At 53.7% G+C, this 26121-nt stretch carries 24 protein-coding genes and 1 pseudogene; 4 read left to right on the top strand and 21 right to left on the bottom strand.

Features of this window, described 5'->3' with window-relative positions; all coding sequences use genetic code 11:
* Positions 1-203: 203 nt before the first annotated feature.
* The 12 genes and pseudogenes from DKB71_RS26500 to DKB71_RS26445 all read right to left on the bottom strand — a co-directional run bounded on the left by DKB71_RS26500 (position 204) and on the right by DKB71_RS26445 (position 13008).
* Positions 204-551 (bottom strand): c-type cytochrome, encoded by a 348-nt coding sequence (locus DKB71_RS26500; RefSeq protein ID WP_408598441.1) that lies wholly within the window; start codon positions 549-551, stop codon positions 204-206.
* Complete coding sequence (locus DKB71_RS26495; RefSeq protein WP_408598439.1) at positions 548-2245, bottom strand: FAD-binding protein; 1698 nt, start codon at positions 2243-2245, stop codon at positions 548-550. Before DKB71_RS26495 ends, DKB71_RS26500 begins: the two co-directional genes overlap by 4 nt.
* Positions 2242-2850, bottom strand: coding sequence for a hypothetical protein (locus DKB71_RS26490; protein ID WP_408598437.1), 609 nt, complete (start codon positions 2848-2850; stop codon positions 2242-2244). The genes DKB71_RS26495 and DKB71_RS26490 overlap by 4 nt, the downstream gene beginning before the upstream one ends.
* A gap of 454 nt (positions 2851-3304) precedes the next feature.
* Positions 3305-3682 (bottom strand): nuclear transport factor 2 family protein, encoded by a 378-nt coding sequence (locus DKB71_RS26485; RefSeq protein ID WP_408598435.1) that lies wholly within the window; start codon positions 3680-3682, stop codon positions 3305-3307.
* 9 nt (positions 3683-3691) lie between these two features.
* Positions 3692-3895 carry a hypothetical protein gene (locus tag DKB71_RS26480; RefSeq protein ID WP_408598433.1) on the bottom strand — a complete coding sequence of 68 codons (204 nt, stop codon included), beginning with the start codon at positions 3893-3895 and terminating at the stop codon, positions 3692-3694.
* Positions 3895-5484 carry a phytoene desaturase family protein gene (locus DKB71_RS26475; protein WP_408598431.1) on the bottom strand — a complete coding sequence of 530 codons (1590 nt, stop codon included), beginning with the start codon at positions 5482-5484 and terminating at the stop codon, positions 3895-3897. The genes DKB71_RS26480 and DKB71_RS26475 overlap by 1 nt, the downstream gene beginning before the upstream one ends.
* A gap of 265 nt (positions 5485-5749) precedes the next feature.
* Positions 5750-6613: a methyl-accepting chemotaxis protein gene (locus DKB71_RS26470; RefSeq protein WP_408601158.1), complete on the bottom strand. Its 864-nt coding sequence runs from the start codon at positions 6611-6613 to the stop codon at positions 5750-5752.
* Positions 6608-6817, bottom strand: a pseudogene (locus DKB71_RS26465) (HAMP domain-containing protein); the annotation flags it as partial. The pseudogene DKB71_RS26465 and the gene DKB71_RS26470, both read right to left, overlap by 6 nt.
* 1012 nt (positions 6818-7829) lie before the next feature.
* Positions 7830-10592, bottom strand: coding sequence for a LuxR C-terminal-related transcriptional regulator (locus tag DKB71_RS26460; RefSeq protein WP_408598429.1), 2763 nt, complete (start codon positions 10590-10592; stop codon positions 7830-7832).
* Between the two features lie 293 nt (positions 10593-10885).
* Positions 10886-11275, bottom strand: a complete 390-nt coding sequence (locus DKB71_RS26455; protein ID WP_408598427.1) for a carboxymuconolactone decarboxylase family protein — start codon at positions 11273-11275, stop codon at positions 10886-10888.
* Positions 11276-11289: 14 nt separating this feature from the next.
* Positions 11290-12195 (bottom strand): NAD(P)-dependent oxidoreductase, encoded by a 906-nt coding sequence (locus tag DKB71_RS26450; RefSeq protein ID WP_408598425.1) that lies wholly within the window; start codon positions 12193-12195, stop codon positions 11290-11292.
* A gap of 24 nt (positions 12196-12219) precedes the next feature.
* A complete protein-coding gene (locus tag DKB71_RS26445) occupies positions 12220-13008 on the bottom strand; it encodes an SDR family oxidoreductase (RefSeq protein ID WP_408598423.1) in 789 nt (262 codons plus the stop codon).
* A gap of 325 nt (positions 13009-13333) precedes the next feature.
* Here DKB71_RS26445 and DKB71_RS26440 point away from each other — a divergent pair, with 325 nt between their 5' ends.
* Positions 13334-14686, top strand: a complete 1353-nt coding sequence (locus DKB71_RS26440) for an MmgE/PrpD family protein (RefSeq protein ID WP_408598421.1) — start codon at positions 13334-13336, stop codon at positions 14684-14686.
* Positions 14687-14731: 45 nt separating this feature from the next.
* On the opposite strand, the gene DKB71_RS26435 is transcribed toward DKB71_RS26440, so the two are convergent.
* Genes DKB71_RS26435 through DKB71_RS26425 form a run of 3 tightly spaced genes read right to left on the bottom strand, consistent with a single transcriptional unit; the run spans position 14732 to position 17440 of the window.
* Entirely contained in the window at positions 14732-15376 is a 645-nt protein-coding gene (locus DKB71_RS26435; protein ID WP_408598419.1) for an alpha/beta hydrolase, read from the bottom strand.
* Between the two features lie 9 nt (positions 15377-15385).
* Positions 15386-16342: a glyoxalase gene (locus DKB71_RS26430; protein WP_408598417.1), complete on the bottom strand. Its 957-nt coding sequence runs from the start codon at positions 16340-16342 to the stop codon at positions 15386-15388.
* A 42-nt stretch (positions 16343-16384) separates the two neighbouring features.
* Entirely contained in the window at positions 16385-17440 is a 1056-nt protein-coding gene (locus tag DKB71_RS26425; protein WP_408598415.1) for a maleylacetate reductase, read from the bottom strand.
* A 179-nt stretch (positions 17441-17619) separates the two neighbouring features.
* Between DKB71_RS26425 and DKB71_RS26420 the strand changes: the two genes are divergently transcribed.
* Together DKB71_RS26420 and DKB71_RS26415 are read left to right on the top strand one after the other, a co-directional pair.
* Positions 17620-19227 carry an AMP-binding protein gene (locus DKB71_RS26420; RefSeq protein WP_408598413.1) on the top strand — a complete coding sequence of 536 codons (1608 nt, stop codon included), beginning with the start codon at positions 17620-17622 and terminating at the stop codon, positions 19225-19227.
* Positions 19224-20396, top strand: coding sequence for a CaiB/BaiF CoA transferase family protein (locus tag DKB71_RS26415; RefSeq protein WP_408598411.1), 1173 nt, complete (start codon positions 19224-19226; stop codon positions 20394-20396). Before DKB71_RS26420 ends, DKB71_RS26415 begins: the two co-directional genes overlap by 4 nt.
* A 35-nt stretch (positions 20397-20431) precedes the next feature.
* On the opposite strand, the gene DKB71_RS26410 is transcribed toward DKB71_RS26415, so the two are convergent.
* The 6 genes from DKB71_RS26410 to DKB71_RS26385 all read right to left on the bottom strand — a co-directional run bounded on the left by DKB71_RS26410 (position 20432) and on the right by DKB71_RS26385 (position 25713).
* Positions 20432-21394: a PDR/VanB family oxidoreductase gene (locus DKB71_RS26410; RefSeq protein ID WP_408598409.1), complete on the bottom strand. Its 963-nt coding sequence runs from the start codon at positions 21392-21394 to the stop codon at positions 20432-20434.
* A 37-nt stretch (positions 21395-21431) separates the two neighbouring features.
* Entirely contained in the window at positions 21432-22235 is an 804-nt protein-coding gene (locus DKB71_RS26405) for an alpha/beta fold hydrolase (protein ID WP_408598407.1), read from the bottom strand.
* 188 nt (positions 22236-22423) lie between these two features.
* The gene (fdhA, locus tag DKB71_RS26400; RefSeq protein ID WP_408598405.1) at positions 22424-23623 is read right to left on the bottom strand and encodes a formaldehyde dehydrogenase, glutathione-independent; all 1200 of its coding nucleotides are present in this window, start codon (positions 23621-23623) and stop codon (positions 22424-22426) included.
* Positions 23624-24279: 656 nt separating this feature from the next.
* Positions 24280-24576, bottom strand: a complete 297-nt coding sequence (locus tag DKB71_RS26395) for a hypothetical protein (RefSeq protein ID WP_408598403.1) — start codon at positions 24574-24576, stop codon at positions 24280-24282.
* 105 nt (positions 24577-24681) lie between these two features.
* Positions 24682-24957 carry a DUF1652 domain-containing protein gene (locus DKB71_RS26390; RefSeq protein ID WP_408598401.1) on the bottom strand — a complete coding sequence of 92 codons (276 nt, stop codon included), beginning with the start codon at positions 24955-24957 and terminating at the stop codon, positions 24682-24684.
* 345 nt (positions 24958-25302) lie between these two features.
* Complete coding sequence (locus DKB71_RS26385) at positions 25303-25713, bottom strand: response regulator (protein ID WP_408598399.1); 411 nt, start codon at positions 25711-25713, stop codon at positions 25303-25305.
* A 153-nt stretch (positions 25714-25866) separates the two neighbouring features.
* Between DKB71_RS26385 and DKB71_RS26380 the strand changes: the two genes are divergently transcribed.
* Positions 25867-26082: a hypothetical protein gene (locus DKB71_RS26380; protein WP_408598397.1), complete on the top strand. Its 216-nt coding sequence runs from the start codon at positions 25867-25869 to the stop codon at positions 26080-26082.
* Positions 26083-26121: the final 39 nt, after the last annotated feature.

Below are 26121 nucleotides of genomic sequence, written 5' to 3'. Positions count from 1 at the left end.
TTCTCCGAATGAGGATCGCCTATCACCTATCGAAGGATAGAAATCGTCAGCAGCGGTGCTTCGCGCCCTGTTATCTGTACATCTCAGGTGGCCCTCGCTGTGTATGAAGTGGCTGCTTGGCACGACGTATGATGAAGGGCAGCGGTGATCGCGGGCGAAAGCATGAATACCCTCTGACACCATGCAGAGGCGCGCGACCTCTATCACTTAGATGCCTGCTCAGGTTGCTTCTGTAGATACTTCGCCAACGCATCCAGCTCGGTGTCGCTGATTTCCGTTTTTCGGAAAAACGGCATCACGGAAATCCCGTTGCGCACAAAGTACTTCACGATCTCAGGTGTCAGGTCTACACGCTCTTGCAGAGGCCCTGGAAGCGCGCCTTTATAGCGCGCCTCCAAGGCAACAGTACCTGGGTAGTTATTGCCCTTACCGTGGCATGGCATACACCATTTCTCGAAGACTTTTTGGCCGTCGGGTTGCTCACTGGCCCAGACGCCCAAGGTAGGGGCCAGGTAAAGTGCGAGGAGAGTCAGAGTAGTTGTAAGCCTCATGTCTTTTTCTCCTTGCGGAGGTGCTTAGGCCAAATTCCATACCGGCCAGGGGAGAGGATCCCATTGGGGTCGATCGCGTCTTTAACCTTTTCGTGGAATCGCAACAGCGCATGATCGTTGAAGGAATAGGTGTCCATCACTTCATCCTGGAAGACAGATCCAGTGCGGTACTCACCCCATCCATTCTCTGCAGCGATCTTTACCAGCTTATTGAAGGCCTCGCGGGACTTCTTGTTCTTCACTGGATCCTTCGTGATGAAGAATGGAAGAATGAAGACGAACGACCTTTCCCAAGACGGCACCGGAACGTTCATGGCGTAAAACAGCGGCACACCCAGTTCTCGCGCTGCATTGCCCAGGATCTCGTTGATACGCAGGACTTCGGCACCATCGCGAGGGATCACTGGAGAAAACCAGGCATGGCCATCTGAAGGTGGTGCAGGACTCCACTTTGAGCGTGCGCCAATTGCGAATGTTCGCATAGTTGGGATGCCGAACTGCGCTGGATATTGCACGGTTTCCTTTTGCTGCTCGGTGAGCGGGAGGTTGTAGAACTCTTTCTCTTCGAATGTCGAATCAGGGATGGCTTTTCGATAGCTCTCTTGGACGTGTTCCCATTGCGCCCGAATTACTTTCTCTGGCCCGTAGAAGGTGAAGTCGCATGTCCAGAAAGGAAGTTTGTTGCGTAGTCCGTATCCCTCATACTCTTCAGGCTTTGCTCCGCTCTGGAACAGATGCATGTACTCATCATCTCTCGGCTCTGGGCCATTAACGAGAAAGTCATGGAGACCTGCAAGGCTAGGAGTTCCAAGCACAGGGCTAAAGAAGTCTGGATAGCCAGTGAAGGCCTTGGAGTTTTCAAGATGAGTCATGATGTCTACTAGAGGGATCATGTCTTTGTAGCGTGGCAAATGAACCGAACCTTTGAGGAAAGCTTCTGGCTCCGGCATCAACCAGAATCCCATTTTGGTGACGACACCAAAATTGGACTGGCTGAAGATTCCATCAATCCACGGCCCAAATCCCGACTTATATGTCTGCCAAGTCTTGGCTCCCGGCATCGCTCCCATACCGGTGCGCATCAGCGTGCCATCTGCGAGGACAACCTCCATACCGCAATGTGCGTCAAAGTGGTTTCGGTACTGAGCCGCTGTGTAGCCTGCGCCACGATCCAAGGCATTGCCCATCATGCTGCCCCAACCTGGATCAGGTACATCGATCCAAAGTTTGATGTTGTTTTCTTGGAGGTGGCGATACATGTCGAAGTAGCTGACTCCTGGCTCCACTACGCAGTACGCCTGCTTCTCGTTCACCTCAATCACGCGACTCATGCGCTTGAGATCGAGTACTACAGATCCTGAGTATCCAGGAGCGGAGCCGCCATATCCCAAGTTTTTACCGGTGGAAATGGGGTACATCGGAATCTTGTACCGATTGGCAATCCGCATCACCGCCTGCACTTCTTCCGTTGAGGCGGGGGCGACCGCAGCCGATGCAACCCTCTCTTCGGCTTCTCCCCGGAACGGTGAGTAGGCATCTCGATATAGGTTGAGATCCTCTTCGCTAGTGAATACCCATTCCTTCCCAACGGCCTCTTGGAATTGGCGAACGACTTCTTCGAAGTCGTGTTTGCTGATGCCGGGAGGTTGGCGCATTTGAAGATCCTCTTCTTGTAATTGTTGGATTGCAGTCACACAGCTCGTGCTGGAGCCATGATCCAAGTGACTAAGGGGGCTGATGCGTTTTCAAGTAGATTGGGGGTTGGTGCACGGGCCTGACTTGTAGTGCACATGCCCTGATGGCTCCAGTTGCAGTTGGCGCCTAATCTGGCCAAGCGTTCGCTCCAATCGGAGGCATCTGTCAGTAGCGCCTCGACTTGCGGCAGCTGGTGCGTAGGTGCTTCAAGGCGGTGATGAACCGTGCCGTCAGGTAGCCATTCGTGTTCTACACGCAGCACTACACGCATACCTCTATCCCATCCGAGGCGTTCAAGAACGAACAGCGGCTGGTGAGCCGTCATGCCAATGATGACGGGCTGACTCTTACGCCACATGGGATCCAGGTGTTTGAACCAAATCCCAGTAATGTCACCGTCGACCGAAAAATGTCGGATACCTGCTTCGCTAGCGGCTGTTCCGAAACGCTGGCAGTAGGGAAACCTGGCGTCTGAAATAACAGCGGTAGGTCGCTCTCCAACCCATTCGCTAAGTGATTGCGCAAGACTCAAACCTGAGGTGCCACACAGCGCCGGCACCGCAATACCTGCGAAGCTTGTCTTTAGAAAAGTGCGTCGTTTCATGGGCAGTATCCAACCTAGTAGCTGGAAAAAAAATTGAGCGAACTGGCCAATCTTTTGCGGGCGGGTTTTTGATATACGGCTGCATGGAGCAATAGGTAGGGCACGGAAGCTCTCCTGTTCCTTGTTTTTATTCCGCGAGATCAGCGGTTTATTAAGCAGGCATGGAAATTGTCTAGAGCGTCAGGTTCGGGAACACCTATCAACAGATAGTGTTTTTTGCAGGATAAGCGGCCCAACGTTTCCAACATGACGAACCTGCTATTGAGGTGAGGTGCCGGATACGTGTGTTAAAAACAGGCGCACAAACGGAGGCAGAAACAGCTCGCAGGACAAACCTCCTCTCGATCGTTAGCCACTGATGAAGGATTTTTTGGTATTGGCAGGAGGGGGCTTTGGGAGAGAAACGGCTGCGCATCGAGCGGGCCGGACGACATTGCGCCGTCCGGCGTTGAGGCTACTGTTCGAAAATTACTGCAGCAGGAGCGGTGTCGGCGAACTCCTTCACTACTACGATCTGTCCTTCACGGATGACGAAAAGGAAGTGATAGTTGTTGGCGTACTCCTTACCGTTGGCAAGCTGAGCGAGTCCACTGGCTTCTATCGCAACCCGATCTCCCTCCTCAATTGCGCCGTGGATCGTTAGACGCATGCTTAGGATCAGCGGGCCAATTTGTTCGAAGAGCGCGGCCATTTGTCCTTTGCTCAGATCCCCTGGGCCAGGCATCCAGAAACGGGCATCATCACTGGTTAAGGCTAGCGCGGCGGAGGTTTTGCCACTCTCCATGTGCCGCATATAGTCGAGTGCCAATTGTTTGTTGGAAGAGAGTTGCATAGGTACTCCTTAGCGGCGGAAAAGCATGCTGATGAGAAAGCAAACGAGCCTGAGGTTTAGCAGACTAAATCCACCACGCATTTCCTGTGGGCTCAGTTTTGCGGTGATCGGCATGGCGCCAAAGGCTGTGCCCCGAAGAAGCAAGACTTCGCCCTCTCGCTCCAGCATTTCGATCTTCATTAATTCGCTCCCGTCAGGGGAATAGAGCTTCATCACGCCACCTTATTGAATTTTCCGAAGTTCATTTTGAGGTCATCAAACATGCGCATGGCGGTCGCTCGGCCTGCGCCGAATACGCCACCTCCCGGGTGTTGAAACGGCCCGACCAGGTAGAAGCGTTCCAGCCCAGGTACGGTGTTGCGCCCAAGGTCTGGAGTAGGGCGGTGAGCACCGAACTGATGTTGGTAACCAGCAATGCCGTGTAGATCTCCGCGTTGGAAGCTAGGCGACGTGCGCTGCATGTCCAGAGGGGTGTCAACGTGCATCGAGATGATCAGGCTGCTGTCGAGGTTGTGGAAGAACGGGCGCATCTTGGTGAGCAGCTCTTCTGCATAACTCTCTTTGATTTCGTCCCAGTATTCGGGAGCGTTTTGCTCAACCTGGAAGGGTACATATGCCCACGCGTGCATTGTTGCCTTGCCCGCTGGTGCGCGGCTTGGATCGATGTTGGTGGGAGAGGCGAGGGCTATTAGCGGATCTCTGGGGAGCTGGTTGTAACGGACATCGTCAAATGAGCGACGGAACTGCTCCAGATTCACCCCCAAGAGTTCGATGAAAGCTGCTTTTTCAACGTGCTCGCCTGCTTTGAATTGCAGCTTTTCATTCAATGCCGCGTGTATCGTGATGCAGGCGCAGGGAGAGGTTTGGGTTCGCTCGGCGCGATCAAATACCACTGGCGCCACGCCTGCATCATCGAGGTAGCTGCGAAGCAGGTGCGGATGAATACCCCCGATTACACCATCGAGCGCCTCGAAGGTACGTCCGTCGTGGGTGCGAGCACCTACTGCTCTTCCTCCTCGCGTCTCAATTTTGGCGACATCGACGGAAGCCAGTACTTCGCCGCCGTGGTCTTCAATGCATCGAATCAAAGCTTCGGTAAGGGCACCGCTACCGCCGACAGGAATACCGACGCCATACTTTTCCATGAAGCCCAAGAACATGAAGAGACTAATGCCGGAACCCAGCTCTTCGGGGCTGGCGAGGTTCTCGCCAACCATTCGAGCGAAGTGCAGCCTGATCTTCTCGTGGCTGAACCACTCACAAATGATTTCCCAGCTGCTCTTCATCATGGTCGCAAACATCTCACGACCTTCCGGGCTTTGATCCATCATCGCGAATTGGGCGCCCATGGGTACCGGGGCGGAATACAGAGTGCCGAGTAGCATAGGTAGGTAGTGAGCCGCAATCTCTGAGAATTTCAGATAGGCTTCGGCGTCCTTCTGTGAAAACTTTGCGAGTTCTTCATAGTTTTTCTGACGATCGCGGTACAAGTTGATCGTACTGCCATCTGCAAATACCGAGATCAGCGGTACTTCAGGGTAGATATACTTCAGGCCATATTTGCTGAGCAGACCAAGCTCGTCGTTGCGAATGAGTGGGTTTGCCTGGATGAAAATGTGGCCGACGCTGTGTTGGTCGTGGCGAAACCCCGGGACGGTGAGCTCGCGAGTGACGACGCCGCCACCAAACCACTCATTTCTTTCGAGGACTAAAACTCTTTTACCAGCAGCCGCGAGGTAGGCGGCTGCGACCAGGCCGTTATGGCCAGACCCCACAGTAACGACATCGTAGGCGCTGCTCATTGCTGAGTCCTGTTATTTTTATTGAATTGGAATTGGTAGAGCTTGAGGCGATGTTAGGAATGGTTTGATGGAGGGGGCACCTATCCATGGATAGCGTGCGAAATGAAGAGCTGTTTGTAATGACGAGACAAAAAAAAGGAGCGATCTCTGCTCACAAGTGCGAGATCGCTCCTAAAAACCAGCCTGAAAGGGATCGAGTAGCTCAGCTGGGAGCCGAATAGTCACCCTGATTTCGAGTTCGTACTCCTACCCAAAGATAGCTCCGTCAAATCCGAAATTGACGAACCAACTGCTGCAGTTCTCCACCAAGGTGTGCCAGCTCGGCGCTGGACTGAGCAATGCTGTCTGTCGCGGCCACGCCTTGGTCAGTGATCATCCGAGCTCGGTCAACATTTTCACTGATCTCCCCAGCAACTGAGCTCTGTTCTTCGGCTGCCGAGGCTATCTGTGAGTTGAGTGACTGGATGCTGCTAACTGCTACTGTGATCCTTGAAATTGCAACTCGCGCGCGTTCTCCCTGTTCTGCTACTTCCTGACTGAGCTGAGCGCTATTGGCCATCTGCTTGACCGCTTGCTCGGACAGCGACTGTAATCCAGCGATGAGTGCTTCAATCTGACTGGTGGAGTCTTGAGTCCTCATTGCGAGTGCCCGAACTTCGTCAGCGACAACGGCGAACCCGCGACCTTGTTCACCTGCACGGGCAGCCTCGATTGCTGCGTTTAGAGCTAAGAGATTCGTTTGCTCTGCTACCGCTTTGATAACATCAAGAACGCTTCCAATACGATCGCTTCCATCATGTAGGCGTTGAATGGTCTGCATCGATAGGCTTACGTCTTCAGCTAGTCGACTAATCTGATCGGCGCTATGGCGTACGATTTCGTCACCCTCACTGGCCTCACGGTTAGCTAACTCAGCTGCATTTGAAGCGTCCGCTGCATGTCGAAAAACTGCTTCTGCGCTGTAGGCCATTTGCTGTGTAGCGGTGGCAGCTTGCTCCGTTACTTGCTGCTGACTTTTCGCGCCACTACTGTTCTGCAAGCTGGCTTGTTGCAGTTGATGGGCAGAATGGTGGAGTTGGTTAATGCCTTGGACAATGCGCTGAATGAGCGATCGAAGACCCGTAGTCATGTCGCCCATCGCTTGGCATAACTGGCCAAGTTCGTCACTACGACTCGTCGATATTTCATGGCTCAGGTCACCCTTTGCTATCGCCTGGGCTAGGTTAAGTGCTTGCTGTAGTGGAGGAAGTATTAGCTTGCGGATCGTGTAACCCGCGATCAGTGCAAGTCCGGTGATCACAAGTGCGGTGATGATCAAGAGGCGCAGAATCATGCCGGCTCGTTGGGCCATCCATTGCTTGTGGTTGGCAAGTGCTTCGTCTGCTTGTCGAAGAACTCGCTGTGCTTGGTCTCGCATTTTCTGCGCGCCAACCTCGTTGGCCTTTCGGCTTGCCTCATAATGCTGAAAGGAGGTTCGATAGTTCGCGAGCGCTTCTTCAGCAGCTTGAAGGATATCGTCATGCTCTTGGCCAATACGTTCGTGCAGCCTTGCTACATCTCCCTCTGTGCCCTGCATCAGCTCATTCCACTCTTTCAGCGCTTCTCCTTCGCCAAGCTGAGTGAATGAGAATTCGCTGCTCCGAATCGCCATCATCTGGCGGAGTAGGGCAGATGCATTCTCAGCAAAAGTGAGGGTGTCCGGGTTGAGAGCCTCTTGAGCACTCATGCTGCCTCGCAGCGCGGTGTACATATCCATCTCGACGAATTCGAATTGGATGCGGGCTTCGTCCGCCTGCTTTTGCATTGCTATTAGGGCTTGCTTAGATTTCTCTGTATCCAAAACAAATTGATCGAATTGGCCACGGTACGAACCAGCAGTAGAGCGGATGTCCTGCAGAATCTCGTGGTCAGTCGTGCTCTCGGTCAACAGATCGTCTACTCGCTTACCAAGATTATCCATTTTTAGTGAGAGCGCTTTTGCGTCTTGGCTGTCATGGTTGAGCGCAAAGTCTTTTTCTGCCCCTCGTGCTTGAAGCAACAGAAGGTTTATTTCGGCGATCGTTTCAAATTGCCGATTGCCGTCTAGGAGCAGATTTGCTGAATGGATGGCTAGAGCAATCGCTGCCAGGGATAGAGCAGAGACCAAGCCAAATCCTATTAGAAGCTTTCGCCCCACAGATAGATTGATCAGTGCGTTCAGGATGGTCTGCAGCATGTTGTTGTCCTTGTGGGCTGCTTATAAGGCGAACAGACGTGCCGGCCGACTGGTGGCCGCTGTTCTAAGGCGAGGCTAGGTAGAGGGGGATAGCCCGGCACCTATCGATGGATAGTGCCGGGATAAGTAGTCAGCGCAGGATGCCTAACTGACGTGCACGCTCGGCCGCTTGGGAGCGGCGTCGGATGCCGATCTTGTCGTAGATCTGTTGTAGGTACCACTTCACAGAACCTTCGGTCATACCTAGCTTCGTGCCAATCTCCCTGTTGAGCATACCGACCGCTACCATCTTGAGTATGTCTAGCTCGCGGCTATTGAGGGAGCCTGCGATTGCTACCGGCTCCTGCGGAGGAAGGATGGGTTTTGCTGCAAGGGTTTTGTCGGTCTGTAGGCGCTTGAGCAACTCAGCAGCAAACGCGTCTGTTTGCTCTCCGTCGACCTGGGTATTTTGCAGCTGCTCGCGGAGCAAGTTGTGTAGCCAAGCACCTTCGTCAAGAAACACTCTGATGAAGCCTCCTGGCGCTGCTTGGAACATTGCTCGTCGAACAATTCGTAATGCCGCTCGCTGATCCCCTGCTAGTAAGGACAAATGAGCGATGATCAGATCCCACCTCAATACGCTGCGAATGGCATCTGCAGAGCTCATGTACCGATGCCATTGCTTGGCAAGGTTTAGTGCCTCAGGAAGGCGATCCTCAGCTTGGGCCACTCGAACCCAGGCGAGAGCTCGAGCTTCATCTCGGGTTGTGATTGAGTGGTGTGGCGCTACCTGGCTGGCGGGCACCCGTAGCTCGTGTTTTCGACCAAGTTTAATAACGGCGTCGGTGTTGCCCTGACGAAGCAGCCACTTCAATCGCTCTGCGAGTGAGAAAAGACGGAGTCGTTCAAAATTGTGCTTTTGGGCGAAGATGTCTGCTTCGTCGAGCATTTGGAACGCAGTAGCGGCGTCGCCATCAATCATCGAGAGGCGCGCCCTGGTCAGCCACCCTGCGATTGCTTGATCTACGAACCCCAGACCGTGTATCTGAGGGAGGTAATCTTCAAGAAGTTTCCGGGCCTGCGGGAGCTCATCACGTTCATAGTGAATCTTCGCAAGATGCATGGCGACGGCGGCGGCAAGAGGGGAGCCTTTTCCCACAATGCGCTCCGCTTGCTTTAGCGTATCAGTCATTGACTGAAGGGCGACGTGAACGCGCCCAGCGACGAACCGAGACGGGCCCAGAATCGCTTGGTGGGCGAGTTTTCCTGCTGGATTATCGAGACACTTTAGGAACTCCGTCGCTTGAGTATTTAATCGCTCGATATCGCCAAGCTTGTAGTGCTCCCGGCGGGTGTATATCAATGCTGAATACAAGCTTGCCCGAACCAGTGGAGGGGCATCGTCGAACTCATCGATCAGTGTTCTAGCGAGTTCTTCTACCTTTTGCATCTCATCTGACGTGAGGGCGAACATCATTTCACGATGCAGCAGATGGTGGGTTAATGAGGTCAGCTCCGATTCCGAAACGCTGTCCTCTGTCTTGAGTTGCTGGATGCGCTGACGAGCAACCTCCAACTGCTTTTTGCTAGTCTCAAAATGCCAGCCCATTAGAAGGCGCCAGGTCTGGGCCAATACAATCCGAGGGAAGCGTTCGAGAATATGCTTCGGGAGCTTTTCAGCAAGGAGATCGGCAGTGGACTCATTTCCGAAAATAAAGTCGCAGTGGGCGTCCATTATTTCCGCAGCACGCATCGCGTCGCCAGCACTAAGCGCATGGTTGAAAGCTTCGACATAGTGACCGTTGTCTGCAAACCAATCGCTGGCTCTTCGATTGAGCTGCTCAAATTGACTTGGATTGCTTTCACGTAGATGTCGACGTAGGAACTCCGCGAACAAAGGATGGTACCTATACCACCGCTGTTCATCATCCATCGGTAGCAAAAACAGACCTTTGGTTTCGCACTCTCGCAGAAGCTCCAAACCGTCGTTGCTCGACGTTAGGAAATTGCAGAGAGGGATGCTTAATCGATCAAGAATCGCGCTCTGGAGAAGGAAATTTTGAATGGACTGTGTTTGCCGAGATAGCACGTCCTGAAGGAAGAAATCGGCGAACTGTCGGCGCTCTCCAGTGAAGTTGGCAAGATTTTCGAGTAGATCAGGATCCCGCTGGAGCAGCATTGCGGCCAGTTTCAGGCCGCCAGCCCAGCCTTCCAAACGAGTTTCGAGAATGTCCAGATGGGCCTGATCTAGCTGCGCAATTCCGTGCCGCTCCATGAGCTTTGCCGTTTCGGGCTGAGTGAATTTCAGATCCCTTGAGCCTACGTCATATACCTGACCGTGCATCCTCTGGCGGGCAACCGACATGCATGGTTCGCCGCGAAACGAAAGAATGAAATGGAGTCCTGGAGGAGCGTGGTCTACCAACATCGAAAGCGCTCGTACAGAGTCGCTACCTGCGAGGTGATGAACGTCGTCTACAAAAACGTAGAGGGGAGTAGGCTGCGACCGGATGAGCCTAATGGTTGAGCTAAAGGCTTGCTGCAGGTTTTCTTCACCGATGCGGGAGAGCTGCTCGATCAATAGCTCCGGGGTTTCAGCCAACTCCAGGGCACCTTTCAAGTGGGCGATGAAAATCGGCAAGTCTCGGCAGTCGGCATCGAGAGATAGCCAGGCCGCCCTATGGTGATGCTGCCTCAGCGAATGATACTGCTGGGCCATAAAACAAGTTTTGCCATAGCCAGGAGGTGACTGAATTAGCGCCAAGACGGCATCACCAGAGTCACCAAAGCGCTTGGCAAGTCGGGAGCGGCAGATTACTCCTGTGGTTTCAGGCGGCTGCAGGCGGGATCCCAAAAGGAATACCTGGATAGCATCATGGTTGCTGCTGTCAGCGTGTAATAGAGCTCTGGACATGGGCTTGGAGCCTCTAAAATCTGAGCCGATTCTTCGGCCTCTTGTACATTGTTTTGCTCGTCGCCAATTGCAGATTGGGCAGCTGTGCCACATAAAGTGTCAGGTAACACTCTTATCTCTGAAAGGGCGGAGACTGTCTAGTTTAGCCGCTGAGTGGAAAGTACAAGGTGTGATGGCGAATGGCCAAGGGCGACAAGGTCATGGAATAGCAGGCTGATCATGGAGGACTCCTTGCTGTGATATCCATCGTCACTTTTGAAGCACCGCTCCGGTGAGCGATGCTTCATGCAGCATCAAGCGTTATGTTCAGCTTCCCAAGCTTTGATGGCTTCGCTGGCTACTCGAAATGCGGCGAGAGCCAACGGGACACCACCATAGATTGCGGCCTGCATGAGCACAGCTCGAATTTCCTCTTTAGTGACACCATTTGTAAGTGCGCCTTTCACATGCACACCCAGTTCATGATGTTGGCTCATGGCTGTGAGCATCGCAATGTTGATGATGCTACGAGTCTTGAACGGAAGAGCGTCGTCGCCCCAAATGGCGCCCCAGCAGTACTCGGTGACAAGAGCTTGCATCGGCTTGTTGAACTCGTCAGCTGCTGCCCACGATTTTTCAACATGGATGTCACCTAGCACGGCCTTACGGTTGGCAAAGCCTTTCTCAAACAGTTCGTTGTTCATGGTGTCTCGCTTGATTACGGTTTGGGACGGGTGGGTACTTCAACGCCAGCCCACTGTTCGAACAGGCAGACGATGCGGGTGAAGTCGGCGTTATCGCCATAGGCTGCACGGGTCATGTTGAGGACTTGTCGAACAGCACTGCCAACGGGCATCGGTACGCCCATGGCTTCTGCCTCGTCAAGGCACAAACGAGTGTCTTTGAGCGAGAGGCCAGTGGTGAACCCGAAGTCGAAGGTTCTGGGAAGAACTGCACGTGGAATTTTGTCGGCCGTCGCACTGTTTCGGCCGCTGCCAGCGTTGAAAACATCGAGCATGATTTGAGGATCAAGTCCTGCCTTAACGCCCATAACGAGAGCTTCTGACGACACTGCCAACGCCGTCAGCGAGACTAGGTTGTTAACCAGCTTCATGGTCTGGCCGAGACCAGGCGCCTCACCGCAAAAAATCAGCTTCCCGAGGTTATCCAAGATCGGTTTAACTTCGTCATATATGGCTGTAGGGCACGAAGCCATGAGCGCGAGTGTGCCCTTCGCAGCTCCTGCTGCGCCGCCACTCACAGGGCAGTCAACAGCGACAATGCCTTTTTTTTCGAGACTTTCGGCGACCAGCTTGGCGGTGCGAGGGCCTGTGGTGGAGAGATCCACGAAAATGCGGACTTTACTTCCGCTGCTTACACCTTGATCACCTAGGGCAACCTTCTGAACTACATCAGGAGTAGGCAGACTTGCGAAGACAACTTCCGCTTGCGATGCAACGGCAGCAGGGCTGTCGGCACGTTTTGCTCCAAGCGCAACAAGGCGGTCTACAGCAGCCTCATTTAGGTCGAATACAGTGAGGTTCAGACCTGCTTGTGCCAAGCGAGTGGCCATAGGCTCACCCATGGTGCCGAGGCCGATGAATCCGATACTGAGTTGTGACATTTGTTTCGTGTCTCCTCGAGGTAGTCAGCTAGCCAGCCAGCCGCCATCGACCGGTAGCATCGCTCCAGTGATATCGGTGCCCGAATGGCCACAAAGAAAAACAATGAGATCGCCAACATGCGTGGCTTCGTTGAAGCGACCGGACGGTTGCTTTCCGGTTAGAAACTGCCGAACCGCGTCCTTCTCACTCAGTTGGGCCTGCTCTTTCAGTTCGTCTACACGAGCTGCGATCGAAGGCGTCAACGTCGAGCCTGGTGAAATGGCGTTGCAGGTGATTCCGAAGTCGAGATTTTCGAGAGCTACAACGCGGGTAAAGCCGAGGAGCGCGCTCTTTGTCGTTACATAATCGACCCTGTTCGGAGCACCACGTACTCCGTAGATCGATGTCATGTTGAAAATGCGGCCCCAACCTTGCTGGCGCATTACGGGTAGCGCAAGTCGGGTGGCATGGAAAACGGCAGACAGATTGACTGCTAGAGCAAGGTTCCAAGCATCGACGGGGAGTTCATGTACCGTGGCGAAGTGTCTGGCCACTGCGTTGTTGACCAAAATATCGATGCCGCCCAGTCGGGCTTGCGCAATGCTGACTAATTCTTCAACACCTGCTTCGGTACTCAAATCTGCTGCAGCGTAACTAACTTCAACGCCGTGTCGATCTTGCAGGTTTGCGCACAAAGCGCTGAATTCATCGGCTGGCGCTCTGCCGTGTAAGACGATGCTGCAGCCGGCCGCTGCCAGGGCTTCACCGATGGCCAGACCAAGTCCTGCTGTTGAGCCTGTGATCAGAGCTCGCTTGTTTTTCAGAGGCTTCATTTTCCGAGGCCCCCAAGTAAATCGGTGTTACAGGCAACTGAGTGTGGAGTCTGGCTAAGGGCCTTGGCAGGCGCCCACGCGCAATGCTCTTTAAGCATTTCTTACGCCCTCTGATTTTTGTCGACGGCAGCTAGGCAGAGCTTGCCCGTGCTCATTTGTGAGATCAGAGTTGCGCGCATGGGCAGGATAGGCACCTGCCGAAAGATAGTGGCGGAGCGAGTGTGGCGTTCCTGCCGTTGGATAGGTGCCTACTTGCCGCTGGCGCTCCTAACGTCGCGTATTGCTAGAGTCTGCCTGGAGATGCTGTATGGATAATTGCGCTGCCATGACCAAAGAAGTGCCGGCGATAACTCAACTGATCGCTGAGTTTGTGTACGCAACTGAGTGGGCTGACTTACCCGACGAGGTACGTCATGAAGCCAAGCGCGCTCTGATCAACTACTTCGCTGTGGCATTTGCTGGATGCAAAGATTCAGATATCGACACTGCAATGACGCTGCTCAAGAGCCTTCATCCTGGCGGTCGAGGAGGGGTTGTTGGACGCTCAGAAGCCCTGGGAATGCTTGACGCTGCTGCTCTGAATGCGATGAGCGCCAATGTCTACGATTATGACGACACCCATATTCCGACAATCATCCATCCTACTGGGCCGGTTGCCTCTGCGCTCGTTGCGTTGGCTGAAGAGACAATCGTCTCGGGTGAGCAGTTACTGCTCGCTCTAGTGTTGGGGATGGAAATTGAGTGCCGTCTGGGTAACGCGCTTCACCCTTGGCACTACCAACGAGGCTGGCATATCACCTCAACCTGCGGCATATTTGGAGCTGCTTTGGCTGCCGGCAAAGCCATAGGACTTGATGTTCGCCAGTTGGCATGGGCTATTGGAAACGCCAGTGCGCAAGCTTCAGGTCTCGTTGAGACTCTAGGGAGTGCAGCGAAGAGTCTGAGTGTCGGAAACTCTTCAAGAAACGGACTGCTGTCGGCACTGTTGGCGCAGAGAGGGTTTGCGGGCCCTGAGCACCCTCTGGAGGGCGCGCGAGGGTTTCTCCGGGTCATGGGTGATTCTCCAAAGTTTGACGAGCTTACGCACGAGTTGGGGAGCTCATGGGCGGTGTTGGCCAACACCTATAAGCCGTATCCATGTGGGGTTGTGCTCAATCCGGTCATCGAGGCCTGCATCGCATTGCGTGCAGACAAAAGTTGGACGTACGGCCAGGTATGTCGAGTAGAGCTGATCGGTAATCCATTGTTGCGAGAGCGTACAGACCGTCCGCACATCAAACTTGGGCGGGAGTCTCAAGTGAGTGCGCAGCATGCTGTTGCCGTTACCTTGGCGACGGGAATGGCTGGCCTCGATCAGTTCAGTGATGCTGCCGTGGCAGATCCGGTTCTGCGGGCAATGTACCCGTTGGTGGATTTTTATGATGATCCTGACTGTTCTGTTGAGTCGGCGACGGTGAGAATCCTTTTGGATACTGGGCGCTATCTTGAGCACCGTGTTGCTTCAGCGAAAGGAGGCTTGATGGCGCCGCTTTCTGATTCTGACTTAGTAGAAAAGCTAAACATCCTCGCTAAACGAAGTGGAAGTACCATCAACATCGAAGCGTTGGTGGAAGCAATCTGGTCGTTGGACAGGAGCGAAGATGCCGGGGCTGTTATGACCCTTGCTACAGAAAAGTAAAAAAAAGGCCACCGAAAGGTGGCCTTTTCAAATTCGGCGGGCGTTTCACGAGCCGAATATTTCCTGCAGCATGTTCCGAGCGAGATCAATTTCGTCGTCGCTAACCTGGTGTTCTCGACCAGGGTAGACCTTGAATTGGGTCTTCGCTCCCATCGCCTGTAGCACTTCCAGGGTTTCTTCCGTGCGAGGAAGTGGCACCCAGGGATCATTGTCTCCATTTGTGAGCAGGACAGGCGTGCTTTCCAGTTTGACCTGTTTTTCCCAGGTCATACCGACTGGCCCGATTAACCCCCCAGTGAAAGCAATGAGTCCACCCCAACGCTGTGGATTTCGGTAAAGGTATTCGCATGCTAGGCATGCACCCTGAGAGAAACCGACTAGCGCAATTTTCGAACGAGGAATCCCTTGCTCCACCAGCTGGCTGACTAGCAGATCAAGGCGCTCTAGTGCGAAATCCAAGAATGGCTGGTTGTTCTCCAGCGGAGCCATGAACTTGTCCGGATACCAACTCTTGCCCGCCGCTTCCACAGCGATGTAAGGCATTCCGTTCAGGTTGATTTGCTCTGCTATGGCGAACATGTCGGCAGGGCTTTGGGTGCGCCCATGAATGAGGATGATCGCCGCTCCTGCGGTCTCGGGCGCGAGGCTCGAGACCTGAGTGGGAAGGCCAAGATGGATGTTTTCGTTCATCCTTCAACCTCAATATTTCAACGGTTCAAGATATGCCGCGATTTCCTGGGCGCGAGCCCCCAGCTGTGGCGGAATCTGGATGGTTTTTCCGAGATCCTCGAAGGCCTCATCAACGAGGAAGCCCTCGGGCTTGGACACAGCTGCCTCGAATAAGGCACCACCTGGAGTGCGAACATACACCGAGTCGAAGTAGCCGCGATCTTTCCGGTCAGAGACGTCGGTAAAACCCATTGCCTCAAGGTGCAGTTTGACGCTCTTTTGGATCTCGAGGTCTGCCACTTCGAAGGCGCAATGGTGCACTGTACCCTCACCATAAGTCCAAGAACCTTGAGGCAGTTCCGGTCGAACTTCAAAGTCGATGATGGTACCGGAGCCGCCGTTGCCTACCTCGTAGCGGCTAAAGGAACCATCAGTTAATTGTTGCTTGCCAGACCAGCCGTAGTGCATGAACTCTGCAGAGTTTTCCAGATCGCGAACAGCGACGGTGATGCCGTGGGTGCCTCGAATGCCACACTCGGACGGAACGACGCCGTTCGAGTACGGTTTACGATCGTCGTCAGCAATGCCAACGAGCTCGTAGCAAATGCCGCACGGGTGGGCGAAATGTAACAGGTGCTCACCGAAACGTTCCTGGAACTCAGGCTTGAACCCGTGGTTTTCCAGATGCTTGGCCCAGAAGGCAAGGGACGAAACCGGAACGGAGAGAGCGAGAGTCTTGATCTGACCGCTACCTGGACGACCCATACGTCCCGATTGACGCATAGGGAAGCAAGTAATTAGCGTGCTTTCCTCGCCAATGTCGTTACCGTAGTAGAAGTGGTAGATCGGATCGGTGCCATCGTACAGACCGGTCTTCTTGACGCTTTTCAGGCCAAGCACTTTGGTGTGGAAGTCGTAGTCTTCCTGGGCGCCACCTACGTTCAGAGTGATGTGGTGATGGCGAAGGATGTGTGGATTGAGTTCCATGACGTTCTCCTGTTGTTAGCGTTTTTGAACGCGGTACTTTGGTTAAGGTCTTTTGCCACTGAAGGCGTTTTCGAGCAGTTCGCGGATTGCGCCAGGTTCGATTGGGCGCGGGTTCCAGTACGGCGAGGCGCAGGCGATCTCGACAGCTTTTGAGATGTCGCTTTCCTTCATTCCAATGTCTGCGAGACTGGTAGCAGCACCATGCTTATCTGCAAGGTCGAACAGGCCTTGTGCTGCGTGTTCAACGCCAAGAGCGCGAGCGATACGCTCCATGACTTGTGGAGCAGCATCGGCGTTGTATGCGGTGGCGTGCGGCAGAACCACAGTGTGGGTTTCTGCGTGGGGTAGATCGAAGCTGCCACCTAGGGTGTGGCAAAGCTTGTGATGAATAGACATGCCAACTGCGCCTAGGCATACCCCGCATGCCCATGCGCCGAACAGGGCGTCGGATCGTGCTTCTTTGTCTTCTGAGTTCAGATGAATTCGGGGTAGTGCCCGAGCGATCGCTGCAATACCTTGTTCTGCGAGCATCGAGATCAGAGGGTTGGCGTCCTTGGAGTACAACGCCTCCACAGCGTGGGCGATGGCGTTCATTCCGCTTGTCACGGTCATTTGTGCTGGGAGCGTCAGGGTCAGATCTACGTCGTAAATAATTACTTCGGGCAGCACTTTAAGAGTGCGCTGGGTGGTCTTTAGCCCGTTCTCTGTTTGGCCGATGATCGGAGTCGCTTCTGAGCCTGCGTAGGTGGTTGGAATGACGATCTGAGGTAAGTCGGTATTGAGAGCTATCGCTTTGCCTAAGCCAATTGTCGAACCTCCGCCCAAGGCCACCAAGCAGTCGGCCCTAGTACTTCCCACCACCCCAAGTGCATCCCGTGTGACCTCAACCGGGGTGTGCATGGTTGCATTGTCATAAAGCCCTACAGCGAGGTCGCCCAGTTGGGCTACTAGAGCTTCGCCCAACTCACGCTGGAAGGGCGTAGTCAGAACAAGTGCACGCGAGCAGCCAAGTGCTCGAATCTCGTCTGCAGCTTGGGCCAGAGTGCCGAAGCCAAAAATTACTCGCGAAGGCAGGGCGTTGTAGATGAATGGCTGCATGACGCGCTTTGTCTCCCAATGCTGATGTGCTTCAAGAGCACTTTGATGTGTATGCAGATTGGGAGAGCTTTCGGGGCCAAGCACCTGCCGAAAGATAGTGCGGTCAGTCCTATCACCAGATAGGTGATTCGTGCTCATGTGCGCCAAAGAATCGGGCGTGAATCCCTCGGAGAACAACAATGAATAAGGAGTCGACAAGCGCTAATTTGCCTATCTGTCAGATTCGCGACCTCTTAGATTTGCGAGCCAGCGAGACACCTGATAGTGACTTTGCAATGTTCGAGTCTGGAGGAAAGTGGACGTACAGTGAGGCACATGCAGAAGTAAGAACGTGTGCTGCCTCACTGCAGTCGCTGGGGGTTTTACCTGGCCAGCTTGTTATAGTTTGGTTGGGTAACAGCTCGAATGCGCTGCGTACATTGCTCGCAATTAACTATTTGGGCGCGGTCGCAGTACCAATAAATACGTCATATCGGGGCACGTTGCTGGAACATGTCCTAAGCAACACATCAGCCTCGCTCATGATCTGTGATGGGCGTCTTTTAGACCGACTAGCTGGTATTCAACTGGCGCACTTGCATCGTGTCGTTGTGATGGGCCCTGAGCGTATAAATGTGTCCGGGGTTCAGCTTCTAGGAGAGGAAGTTCTGTACGCGGAGGAAGAGCTTGGCCCTTCGAGCGCCGGGCCTTTTCCTTGGGATGAGGCGGTAGTGATCTATACCTCCGGAACGACTGGGCCATCGAAGGGGGTGCTTACGTCCTATCTGCACCTATGGCACACCGCAACCGCATTCAAGCATCTCGATGAGACCGATCGCAGCTTGGTCAGCTTGCCTCTGTATCACGCTGCTGGCGTCCTTGGATATTACTGCGCACTTCTTACTGGTGGGTCACTGGTACTTGCGGACTCCTTCAGTGTCAGTCGGTTCTGGCAAACAGTGCGTGAATTCGAGGTCACCACAACAGGACTCCTGGGAGTCATGTTGCCGTTCATACTTAAACAGGAGGTAACAAGTGCGGATCGTGATCATTCTCTTCGGAGTGTCCTCGTTGCTCCGCTGGATGACGGGGCTGCGGCCTTTGCTGAGAGATTCGGGGTAGACATATATACCGAATACAACATGACTGAACTCTGCATGCCTCTGTTCAGCGATGCAAATCCGACCGCACCTGGCACTTGTGGTCGGAAGCGCGAAGGAGTGGAGCTGAGGATCGTGAACGATTTTGACATCGAAGTGCCGATCGGATCTGTTGGAGAGTTGATCGTTCGTGCACATCAACCCTGGGCTCTGAGCCATGGCTACCTGAAGAATTATGAAGCAACCGCCAAGACTTGGCGAAATGGTTGGTTCCATACTGGTGACGCATTCCGTCGGGATGAAGAAGGCAACTATTTCTTTGTCGATCGCTTGAAGGATGCTCTGCGCCGCAGAGGAGAAAATATCTCCTCATTCGAAGTGGAGAGCGCCATCCTGGCTCACCCGGCAGTGCGCGAGGTTGCAGTGGTCGGCGTCCCAAGCGAAGTGTCGGAAGACGAAGTGCTTGCTGTCCTAGCCTTAGCCCCAAACCAAGAACTCACCCCAGAGCAACTGATCGAGTATCTAAAGCCGCACCTAGCTGACTTCATGATCCCTCGCTTTCTCCGATTCATGAGGGAATTGCCCAAGACGCCAACTCACAAAGTCCTGAAGCATGAGCTAAGGGGGCAAGGCGTCACGGCGGACACTTGGGATCGAGAGGGTTCTGGGATTGTTATTCAGCGGCAGCGACTGGAGATTAGACCGTGAGGGCACAGGGGCCGCTGCGCGGCGTTCGTGTACTGGAGTTTGCAGGTGTTGGGCCGGCTCCATTCTGCGCGATGTTGCTTTCCGATATGGGGGCTGAGGTTTTGAGAGTTGACCGTAAAGGTGGCGCTGACTGCGATGCCTATTGCGTCGAGTCTCGAGGACGCAGATCGGTGGCGCTTAACCTGAAGAGCGCTAAAGGACGCGCTGTTGCATTGCAGTTAATAAATCAGGCAGACATTGTCCTCGAGGGATTTCGTCCCGGCGTCATGGAGCGCTTGTGCTTGGGCCCAGAGGAGGCGCTCCGTAAAAATCCCGATCTGATCTATGGGCGAATGACTGGCTGGGGACAAGATGGGCCTCTAGCGAGTGCGGCCGGTCACGACATCAATTACATCGCTCTTGCTGGTGCTCTACATGCAATGGGAAATGCAGATAATCCGTCGATTCCTTTGAATCTCGTTGGCGACTTTGGTGGAGGAGCGCTTTACCTCGCAATGGGTGTGCTGGCGGCTTTACTGCATGTTCGTTCTGGTGGTCGAGGTCAAGTCGTGGACTGTGCGATGGTTGATGGGGTGGCCTCCATGCTTGGGATGATCTACGGGCATTTGGGACGAGCTGAGGGGCGTCCTCTTTCCTCGGAATCATCGGTTAATACCGGTACATGGATTGACCGAAGAGCGAGCAACGCAATTGACGGCGGATCTCATTTTTACAACACATATACCTGTGCGGATGGCAAACATATTGCAATCGCCGCTATTGAGCCTAATTTTTACGCAGAGCTGCTCCATCGCCTGGGTATTGATGACGCAGCGTACGCTGAACAGATGGATAGAACTGCTTGGCCGCAGCTAAAAGAGCGACTATCGGAGGTTTTTCGGGCTAGAAGCCGGGATGAATGGTGTGAACTACTAGAGGGTACCGACGTCTGCTTTGCCCCTGTGCTGAGCCTGCAGGAGGCGCCACAGCATCCGCATAATCTCAGTCGGGAGACTTTCGTAAAAGCGAATGGGTTTTACCAGCCTGCTCCTGCACCCCGATTCTCAGAAACCCCTGGAGCTATTCAGGGTGCCGCGCCTAGATGCGGAGAACATACCAGGGAAGCTTTGCTTGACTGGGGATTTAGCGATCAGGACATTCTCGATTTGGAAGAGAGCCAGGCGTTGTGAGGATTGGGGCCGGAATTCCGGCCCCTTTCTATCGCTTAAATATCAAGCTCCAAAACTTCGCTTTTCGCTCGAGAAACGCAGATCAGCATGCTCTTGCCTTCTGCCTTTGCGGACTCAGACAGCACGAAATCGCGATGGTCGGGTGTGCCGCTCAACACACGCGTCTCGCAGCTTGCGCAAAGGCCTTCGCGGCATGAGAAGGGTAGAAAGTGCCCGTTATCCTCAAGCACCTCGAGTATGCTTTTTTCTGGCGGCACTATAAGCTCATCGCCCGAGCTCCGAAGAATGACTTTGAAGCTTCCGTTATCGGTGCTTGTTTGCGTTTTTCCTGACGCTGAGAACCACTCAAAATGCACGTTTTCTGCCGGCTTGGCATGAGCTGCTGCTTGTACGCGCTCCATTAGGGGCGCGGGGCCGCAGCAGTAAATGTGGCTATAGAGAGGCATGCCAGCAACGGTCGCTTCAATATCAAGCGGCTGACCACCGTTCTCATCCAGGAAGTGCAGCACCAGATTATCGGCGCCAAGCTCGAACAGCTCTTCGTAGAACGCAGCGCGAAGTCGGCTACGCGCCAGGTAGTGAAGAGTCCATGGCTTTCCATTGGCTACACACCAACGAATCATCGCTAAGATTGGAGTGATCCCTATGCCTCCAGCAATAAAGTTGTAGTGATCACCTAATTCTACAAGCGGGAAATTATTTCGCGGCGCGCTGATGCGTAGTCGATCTCCCGCCTTGAGCCCGCCGTGCAAAAAACGTGACCCGCCTCGGCTCTGAGGTGAAAGACCAACACCAATTTTGTAACGGCTCTGATCTCGGTAATCGCCAAAAAGCGAGTAATGCCGAATAAGCCCGTTTGCCAGATGTACTTCCAGATGAGAGCCAGGCTCAAATGGTGGAAGGTCTCGACCCTGCGGATCGACCAATTCAAAGCTAATCACGTCCTTTGCTTCGGCATTGATCGCTGCAATGACGACATCGAGTTGTCCTGTAGACATTTTGGTACTCCAGATCTTTTGTGCGCGTGTCTATCGATCAAGCGAGGAATTCGGCTACGGCATTACGCGCTTGTGCAGATTCATCAAGAACGAGGTGCCCAGCATTCGGACAAATCGTCAGATCCGCATGAGGAAGCAGTCGCTGCCAATAATCCGCCTGGCCGGAGGGGATGATGCGATCACTTTGGCCCCAGACCAGGAGGGTCGGCATGCGAACCCGATGAAGCCAGTTGGGAAGCTTCTGATTGCAGACGGTGCCATTTCGCGAAATGGTTGCAATCGATCCACCTTCCCGCTCTCGCATCTTTCCGAATTCAGCGTCGGGTGATGCTGGCAGGAAAGGAATGACAGTGGCCAAGTCATTGACCAGGTAAGCGGGGATATCTTCCGGTGGAATGTTCATGAAATCCGGCGTCGGGAACTCTTCGACATCAAGACCACCTGGAGCGACGAGTACAAGCTTGTCAATTTGATGGCTGTGCTGGATTGCATACTCCGCTGCCATTCGGCCGCCGAGTGAGAAGCCAACCAGGTTGAAATGCTCGAGCTCCATTTCCTCAAAGAGCTCCTGATAATGCTGGATGTAGTCTTGCATGCAGTCGATGTTTGGATTGTCGCCCGACTGACCAAATCCTGGGTGATAGGGCAGAATTACCTTGAATCGATTAGTCCAGGCGCGAGCAAATTCGATCCCGTGCCAAGTACCGCCTCCATGAAGGAATACTAGCGGTGCCCCTTCACCTGCGACGTAAACGATAGTTTCGCATCCATCAATTATGTAGCGGTGGCGTTCGAAACCGGAATGGTCGACTCGTGAGTCACCGAAGCTGTTATTGGACATTGTTGGCTCCTGGCACATGGGGGGATGTTTCAAGGGTCGTCCAGGATTGGAGGAGGGGCACCTATCCTTGGATAGAGTGATTAATGCAAAGGCGGAGGAGGAGCGGATTCTCTAGAAAAAACAGTGCTGAAATACCAGGGGATCGGCGCCGCAGGTATTTGCATCCATACGGCGCGCGAATGATGGGCTTAGGCCGCGCTAAAAGACTTATGGGGATCGATCACGAATTTTTTGGGTACGCCTGCATCGAACTCGCCATAGCCCCGAGGAGCATCATCAAGGCTGATAACCTGGACACCAACAATGTCGGCTATATTGAGTCGATCCCACATGATTGCCTGCATGAGCTGGCGATTGTATTTCATTACTGGGGTTTGGCCGGTGTGGAGGCTGTGGGACTTAGCCCAGCCGAGACCGAAGCGAATGCTCAGGCTGCCAATTTTCGCTGCAGCATCTGCGGCACCTGGATCTTCGGTAACGTAAAGACCGGGAATACCGATTTTGCCGGCGACACGGGTAATCTGCATCAACGAATTAAGAACAGTTGCGGGGGCTTCGTGTTGGGCTCCAGCGTGACCGTGGCCTCGGGCCTCAAAGCCTACTGCATCGACTGCGCAATCGACCTCTGGCTCCCCGAGTAGGGCTGCAATTTGCTCATGGAGTGGTGTGTCCTTGGACAGGTCGGCAATCTCAAAACCAACAGTCTTTGCATGCGCAAGACGTACCGGGTTTACATCGCCGACGATGACGACAGCTGCACCCAACAAGCGGGCCGAAGCTGCGGCTGCAAGACCAACTGGGCCTGCCCCTGCGACATACACAGTGCTACCCGGCCCAACACCAGCGGTTACTGCTCCGTGAAAACCGGTCGGAAGAATGTCGGAGAGGCAAGTGAGGTCACGGATCTTCTCCATGGCCCTGTCACGCTCCGGAAGTTTGAGCAGGTTAAAGTCAGCATACGGAACCATCACGTATTCAGCTTGGCCGCCAGTCCAGTCCCCCATGTCCACGTAGCCATAGGCTCCGCCAGGGCGGGCAGGATTGACCGTTAGGCAGACACCCGTGTGTTGCTCTTTGCAGGAGCGGCACCGACCGCAGGCGACGTTGAAGGGGACAGAGACCAGATCGCCAATCCTTAGGCTTTCCACGTCACTACCTTTCTCAATGACTTCACCGGTGATCTCGTGGCCCAATACCAATCCAACTTGAGCGGTGGTACGGCCCCTGACCATGTGCTGGTCAGATCCGCAAATGTTGGTTGAGATTACTTTTAGAATCACTCCGTGTTCAATCTTTCGTCCCCGTGGATCTTGCATCTTGGGGTAATCGATTTTCTGCACTTCGACCTTGCCTTCGCCAAGGTAAACAACACCACGATTGCCTGACATGAATAGCCCTCTCTTCTTATGGTCGGTTTGCATGGCTGTGCCCGCGCTCAGGCAGGCATTGGGCTTCAAGTACCTTGATTTGGTCTAAAAACTAAGGTCTTGAAAATTACTACTGCAACGGTGGTTGAGGCAGGCGCATGCGACACCTATCCATCGATAGATCTTGAAGAAAACATGAGGTCGCGACAGTTTTTCTCAGCCATACAGGACGGCGAAATGTTCGCTATAGCGTGTGTCACACAGATCTCCTTCTCTCCCACCTGTGTCACATAATGAATTGCTCTGCGTGCCGCCTTGATGCCCTCCAATTGGGTGATGAGCCAGGCGGCCAAATACTGCGAGGACAGATATCTGCCGGCGATCACGACAGTCGCCTCTCCGGGTACCAGGGGCCCGGCGCTCTCAATCAGCCGAGCATCTCCTTTATGATGGAAGCGACATTTCTGGCATCGTCTATCCCTCGGTGATAGGTACCCGAGGCCTGATGATGGTAGGGGGCAGCAACTGAAATAGGGGGGAGTCGTTTCTTCGGGCAAGGCCAGGCTAACCATTGTCATGGTTAGTGAGGGATGTGTACGAACGTGTTTGGATGAATCAGCGACACCCCCTTAGCTCCCATCACCAACCGATTCATAACAGGCGTTGAAAACTACCATTCAGTTGGTGCGTACTGTCGCTCTCAAGCCTGGGTAATCATCGAGTTCAAGGCTAGGAGCATCGTCCGTCTGCTGCGCAGGCTTGCGTATCACTCCGGCTTCAGCATCGGCACGCATCTGATCGAGCTCTCTGTCAAAAGCTTTGTCCTGCACTGTTGGCTTGCTGGTGTAGGGCTTTCGTTCCGGGTCACGCTGTGCGGAATAAGTCGTGACCGCGTCTGGTTCATGCTTTAGCTTTTCTTGAACCTGAGATTCCAGTATCGCACGAAGCGCGTCTTTGTCTGGGCGAGTCAGCAATTTTTTACTCCTATCAAAAACGAGGCGCTAGCAATCGACGGGGCTCGTAGGGGCGGTAGATGGCGATCTGTAATACAGCAACGAGGACGATTGATCTCAAAGGTTTCATCGACGTTGCTTGAAGACTTGGTGATTGACGGTAAGCCCAGGCGAAAGAATAACGAGCTCAAGATCTTGCCGCAGTCCGGTCACAAGATTCGCGATTGCATGCCCATTAGCCAATTGAGCCACGGCAACACCGGTGACGACGAGGATTTCTTGGTTCGAGTTATCCTGAAAAAATCGTATTGTCAGAGAATCTCCCGACTCGCTTGTGCATTCGCAACGAGAAGGAAGAAAACTCTGCTCCACCAGATGGCGAATTTCTAAAGTCGATAACATGGCGGCTTGCCTCGGTAGGAGCCAGCGAAAATGCCATTTGACTGATGTCAGGATGAGAAAGCGCTATGAAGGCAGGCTGTACGGGGCTAATTCGTTGGCAAGGGCTCACCGTTAAGTCTAGGCTGCGAGTGCTCTTGCCATTAGATCTTTTCAGTCTCTTGGGCGACAGCCTGTTGGCGCTGATTGTCCCCAAAGTGTTGCCATCGGGTCTCACGTCCAGTCCGGCGATCTCGAATTTGATCAGCGAACTCAGAATTGAAATGGCGGCTCGCAAGAAGGCATTACCCGTGAGCGCGGCTGGAAATGGTTGAGTTGCGGCGTCGGAGCCCAACCGGTCACGTTGACTCAAGTCCTACGAATGGGGTGATCAGGTTGCAGGAGGGAGGACACTGCTATTACCAAGTCGTCTAATGACCAGGGCTTGTGGAGGTAAACGGTTGAATCAGGTACTGCTATAGGTTCGATCATATACCCGGAGGTCAGAATTGCAGCGATGTAAGGCCATCGACCTCTGACCATTTCGATGAATTCGATTCCTTGAATCTGCCCGGGTACACCGTGGTCGGCGATCACCATGCGGCACTGGTCATGCGCTTCCAACAGATAGGTTAACGCGTCATCAGCGGTGTCGAACGCCACTGCCTTTGCGCCGATCTCTGCCACGATATCGACCATCAGCGAACGCAACGTCGGATCGTCTTCGATGACGATAATCTCTCCCTGGATTGGCAATATTCCTTCCCAATTTACATTCACCTATCGATTCCTTAACCGGACAATACGAGAAGATACCTGTTTGGAGTCAAGTCCTGAGTGTACGCCGTTTTTCCAGATGCGCCTTTCTAAGGGAAGCAGGTGAGTGGGGTACCATTTCCACAAGGTGCCAGAGCACGCTTCTCGATTATCTGCATGGCTGCAAGCAACTCGGCAATCCCCGTACTGCTTAGCCATTCTGAACATGTCTTGTGCAGCATCCTCGAGCGCCAGGGCGCTACTTTTCAGATCGCGGCGCAAACCTTGGTTTTTTTTCCTCAGGCCCATGAGGAAGTACCTCCTTTAAAAATTGTTCGTAATGGTCAGCACGTCAAAGGCCAGCAGTATGTCGCTGTGAAGTCCTCGGCATAGCGTCGATGCCTCCATCGCAAGGCTGAAGCTCTGGTCAAC

The organism is Pseudomonas sp. PLMAX (assembly GCF_046042685.1).
Classification (GTDB): Bacteria; Pseudomonadota; Gammaproteobacteria; order Pseudomonadales; family Pseudomonadaceae; genus Aquipseudomonas; species Aquipseudomonas putida_AE.
The sequence above is the reverse complement of the archived record's forward strand: the minus strand, read 5'-3'. Positions and strand labels throughout refer to the sequence as shown.

Bases quoted from the DNA above. Each gene is read 5' to 3' on its own strand.
- DKB71_RS26485 (WP_408598435.1), bottom strand. From the start codon at position 3,682: ATGCAACTCTCTTCCAACAAACAATTGGCACTCGACTATATGCGGCAC.
- DKB71_RS26405 (WP_408598407.1), bottom strand. From the start codon at position 22,235: ATGTCCAATAACAGCTTCGGTGACTCACGAGTCGACCATTCCGGTTTC.
- DKB71_RS26445 (WP_408598423.1), bottom strand. From the start codon at position 13,008: ATGAAGCCTCTGAAAAACAAGCGAGCTCTGATCACAGGCTCAACAGCA.
- DKB71_RS26435 (WP_408598419.1), bottom strand. From the start codon at position 15,376: ATGAACGAAAACATCCATCTTGGCCTTCCCACTCAGGTCTCGAGCCTC.
- DKB71_RS26390 (WP_408598401.1), bottom strand. From the start codon at position 24,957: ATGTTATCGACTTTAGAAATTCGCCATCTGGTGGAGCAGAGTTTTCTT.
- DKB71_RS26455 (WP_408598427.1), bottom strand. From the start codon at position 11,275: ATGAACAACGAACTGTTTGAGAAAGGCTTTGCCAACCGTAAGGCCGTG.
- DKB71_RS26480 (WP_408598433.1), bottom strand. From the start codon at position 3,895: ATGAAGCTCTATTCCCCTGACGGGAGCGAATTAATGAAGATCGAAATG.
- DKB71_RS26470 (WP_408601158.1), bottom strand. From the start codon at position 6,613: ATGACTACGGGTCTTCGATCGCTCATTCAGCGCATTGTCCAAGGCATT.
- DKB71_RS26460 (WP_408598429.1), bottom strand. From the start codon at position 10,592: ATGTCCAGAGCTCTATTACACGCTGACAGCAGCAACCATGATGCTATC.
- DKB71_RS26450 (WP_408598425.1), bottom strand. From the start codon at position 12,195: ATGTCACAACTCAGTATCGGATTCATCGGCCTCGGCACCATGGGTGAG.
- DKB71_RS26475 (WP_408598431.1), bottom strand. From the start codon at position 5,484: ATGAGCAGCGCCTACGATGTCGTTACTGTGGGGTCTGGCCATAACGGC.
- DKB71_RS26420 (WP_408598413.1), top strand. From the start codon at position 17,620: ATGAATAAGGAGTCGACAAGCGCTAATTTGCCTATCTGTCAGATTCGC.
- DKB71_RS26430 (WP_408598417.1), bottom strand. From the start codon at position 16,342: ATGGAACTCAATCCACACATCCTTCGCCATCACCACATCACTCTGAAC.
- DKB71_RS26425 (WP_408598415.1), bottom strand. From the start codon at position 17,440: ATGCAGCCATTCATCTACAACGCCCTGCCTTCGCGAGTAATTTTTGGC.
- DKB71_RS26490 (WP_408598437.1), bottom strand. From the start codon at position 2,850: ATGAAACGACGCACTTTTCTAAAGACAAGCTTCGCAGGTATTGCGGTG.
- DKB71_RS26500 (WP_408598441.1), bottom strand. From the start codon at position 551: ATGAGGCTTACAACTACTCTGACTCTCCTCGCACTTTACCTGGCCCCT.
- DKB71_RS26380 (WP_408598397.1), top strand. From the start codon at position 25,867: ATGGCTGCAAGCAACTCGGCAATCCCCGTACTGCTTAGCCATTCTGAA.
- fdhA (WP_408598405.1), bottom strand. From the start codon at position 23,623: ATGTCAGGCAATCGTGGTGTTGTTTACCTTGGCGAAGGCAAGGTCGAA.
- DKB71_RS26440 (WP_408598421.1), top strand. From the start codon at position 13,334: ATGACCAAAGAAGTGCCGGCGATAACTCAACTGATCGCTGAGTTTGTG.
- DKB71_RS26410 (WP_408598409.1), bottom strand. From the start codon at position 21,394: ATGTCTACAGGACAACTCGATGTCGTCATTGCAGCGATCAATGCCGAA.